The sequence below is a fragment of the Frankia sp. CoBUL1 genome (assembly GCF_978021245.1).
In genome coordinates, this window is record NZ_CDXDOS010000337.1 from 1 (window position 1) to 3058 (window position 3058).

The following is a 3058-nucleotide window of genomic DNA, read 5'->3' on the forward strand; positions in this document are numbered from 1 at the left end:
CGCCGGCACCCTGCGCCGGTGGCGGGCGGCGGGCACCGCGTTCGCGGTGGCCACGGTCGTCGATGTCCGGGGCAGCGCGCCGCGCCAGCCGGGCGCGGCGATGGCTGTGGCTGCCGATGGCGAGGTCGTCGGCAGTGTGTCCGGCGGCTGCGTGGAGGGCGCCGTGTACGAGGTGGCCGCCGAGGTGGTCCGCACGGGGACGCCGGCCTTCGAGACCTATGGGATCCGCGATGACGACGTGGCCGCCGTCGGACTCACCTGCGGCGGCGTCATCGATCTGGTTGTTACGCCGCACCTGCCGCACCTGCCGCACCTGCCGCACCTGCCAGACGTGTCAGACGTGTCAGATCTGTCGCCCCCGCCGGGCCAGTCGGACCCGGGGCCATCGCCGCTCGACGCGGTCCTTGCGGCGATCGCCGCCGACGAGCCGGTGGCGCTGCTGACCGTGGTCGGTGGCGAGCGGCTGGGCAGCCAGGTCGCGGTGTGGCCGGAGCGGACCGCCGGTTCGTTCGGTGCGTCCGGGTTCGAGGTGACCGGGTGCGAGGTGACCGCGGTCGACGACGCCCGTGGCATGCTCGCGGCCGGGCTCAGCGGCCTGCGTCACTACGGTCTTCACGGGCAGGGGGTCTCCACGGGCAGCGGCGACCCGACGCGGTACCGGTGTTCGTCTGTTCGTTCGCGCCGCCGCCGCGGATGCTGGTCTTCGGGGCGATCGACTACGCCGCCGCGGTGGTCCGCATCGGGCGTTTCCTCGGTTACCGGGTGACGGTGTGCGACGCGCGGCCGGTCTTCGCCACTCCTCGCCGTTTCCCCGACGCCCACGAGGTGGTATGCGAGCGACCGGCGGCGTTCCTCGCCCGCACCGAGGTCGACGCGCGCACGGTGATCTGCGTCCTCACCCACGACCCCAGATTCGACTTCCCGGTGCTGCGCGCGGCGCTGCGCTCCTCGGCCGGATACGTCGGGGCGATGGGGTCGCGGCGCACCCACGCCGACCGGCTGCGCCGGCTGCGCGAGGACGGGGTGAGCGAGTCCGACCTGGCCCGGCTGCGCTCACCCATCGGACTGGATCTGGGCGCGCGCACGCCCGAGGAGACGGCCGTCTCCATCGCCGCGGAAATCATCCAGAACCGGTGGGGCGGGAGTGGCCGCCCGTTGCGAGCCACCCGCGGCTGCATCCACGCCGAATCCGGTGATCCCGGCGGTGCTGCGGACGGGTGCCCGGGGAAACCAAGATAATCAACGGTGTTGACGAGCATTCACACTCAAGATCATAAAAGACAAGACCATAAAAGAACAAAACAACACTCCCAGTCCTGGCCGAGAATGCCTGAGTCGCGGCCGGAGGCAAACTCGGGGGTGAGATGCCAGGGTCGAGGGGGCCGTGGCGGGAGCCTGCCGGAGGAGTGGCGTACGTGCGTATCGCGATGTCGCTGGGGTACAGCGGAGGTTTCGAGGAGACCGTCTCGGGGCTCGCCGACTACGAGAAGGCCGGGCTCCAGGTCGTCCAGGTCGCCGAGGCCTACAGCTTCGACGCGGTCAGCCAGCTGGGGTTCCTCGCCGCCCGGACCTCGCGCGTCGAGATCGCCTCGGGGATCATGCAGCTCTACACGCGCACCCCGAGCCTCATCGCGATGACCGCCGCGGGCCTCGACTTCGTCTCGCGCGGGCGGTTCACCCTCGGGATCGGCGCGTCGGGGCCGCAGGTCATCGAGGGTTTCCACGGCGTCCCCTACGATGCCCCGCTGGGCCGGACCCGCGAGACCATCGAGATCTGCCGGAAGGTCTGGCGCCGGGAGGTCCTCGAGTACCACGGCCATCACTACGACATCCCGCTCACCGCGGGGCGGGGGACCGGCCTCGGCAAGCCCTTGAAGATCATTAATCGACCGGTGCGGGACCGGATCCCGATCGTGCTGGCCGCGCTCGGTCCGAAGAACGTCGAGCTCGCTGCCGAGCTCGCCGAGGGTTGGATGCCCGCCTTCTACCTGCCGGACAGCGCGGACGAGGTGTGGGGCGAGGCGGTGCGGGCCGGTACGGCCAAGCGGGACCCGGCGCTCGGCACCCTGGACGTCTGGGCCGGGGCGTCCCTGGCCGTCGGCGACGACGTCACCGCGCTGCGCGACACCGACCGGCCGCAGCTCGCGCTGTACATGGGGGGCATGGGCGCGCGGGGCCGCAACTTCTACAACGACCTGGCTCACCGCTACGGCTACGCCGCGGAGGCGAAGCTTGCCCAGGACCTCTACCTCGCGGGTCGTAAGGAGGAAGCCGCCGCCGCGGTGCCGGCCGGCCTGCTGGAGAGGCTCTCCCTGATCGGGCCGCGCGGCTGGGTGGCCGAACGGCTCGCCGTGTTCGCGGAGTCCGGGGTCACGACGCTCGCCGTCAATCCGGTGGCGCCGACGCACCTGGAGCGGGTGCGTCTCATCGAGCAGATCCGCGAGCTCGCCGACGGCCTGTGAGGTGCCGACGGCCCGCGGCGACCCGTGCGGGGCGGCGAGCCGCGACGGCAATGGAGCCGCGGCGGCCCCGGCGGAACCGCCCTGCCCCTGATGCTGCCCTGCTCTTTGTGCCGTCCTCGGCACATCGTGTGATCAGCTCATGCCGGACGTGGTGAGGTCGTAGACCGTCTGCCCGCCGACCGTGGTGGCGGTGAAATGCGCCGCCACCCAGGCTGTGATCTCGTTGCCAGAGGTGGAGTTCCGCCCCCCGCCCATCCCGGTCCCGCCGGCAACGAAGTAGTGGATCTTGCCTTCGCTGACCCACTGCTCGAACTGCGCCAGCGTCGGTGCCGGGTCGCTGCCGTCCCATCCGCCGATCGCGATGACCGCCTTACCGCTGCTGAGCTCCAGCTCGGCGGCGGTGGTCGCACCGCTGGTGGTGGCGGCAGCCCAGGTCGTGGTGCTCGTCCTGAGCAGCGCGACCAGAGCCGTGCTCCCCGTGCTCCTTGCCACCGGCGAGTCGCTGGAGGAACCGGAGGAACCGCTGGACGAGCCCGGTGGGGTTCCACCCGGAGCGCCGGAGGGCAGGCCGCCGCCCGCCGCGGCCCCGCCCGGCC

4 protein-coding genes are annotated in these 3058 nt (G+C 72.0%); 3 read left to right on the forward strand and 1 reads right to left on the reverse strand.

Annotated features, from left to right (window positions below; translation table 11 throughout):
• The 3 genes from AC08OX_RS16515 to AC08OX_RS16525 form a co-directional block, all read left to right on the forward strand.
• Positions 1-766, forward strand: a 766-nt coding sequence (locus AC08OX_RS16515; RefSeq protein ID WP_476608640.1) for an XdhC family protein, incomplete at its 5' end; no start/stop codon positions are given.
• Positions 694-1239, forward strand: coding sequence for an XdhC family protein (locus AC08OX_RS16520; RefSeq protein ID WP_476608641.1), 546 nt, complete (start codon positions 694-696; stop codon positions 1237-1239). The genes AC08OX_RS16515 and AC08OX_RS16520, both read left to right, overlap by 73 nt.
• A gap of 176 nt (positions 1240-1415) precedes the next feature.
• Positions 1416-2462, forward strand: coding sequence for an LLM class F420-dependent oxidoreductase (locus AC08OX_RS16525; protein WP_476608642.1), 1047 nt, complete (start codon positions 1416-1418; stop codon positions 2460-2462).
• A gap of 132 nt (positions 2463-2594) precedes the next feature.
• Here AC08OX_RS16525 and AC08OX_RS16530 read toward each other — a convergent pair.
• Positions 2595-3058, reverse strand: a 464-nt coding sequence (locus AC08OX_RS16530) for a mannosyltransferase YkcB-related protein (RefSeq protein ID WP_476608643.1), incomplete at its 5' end; no start/stop codon positions are given.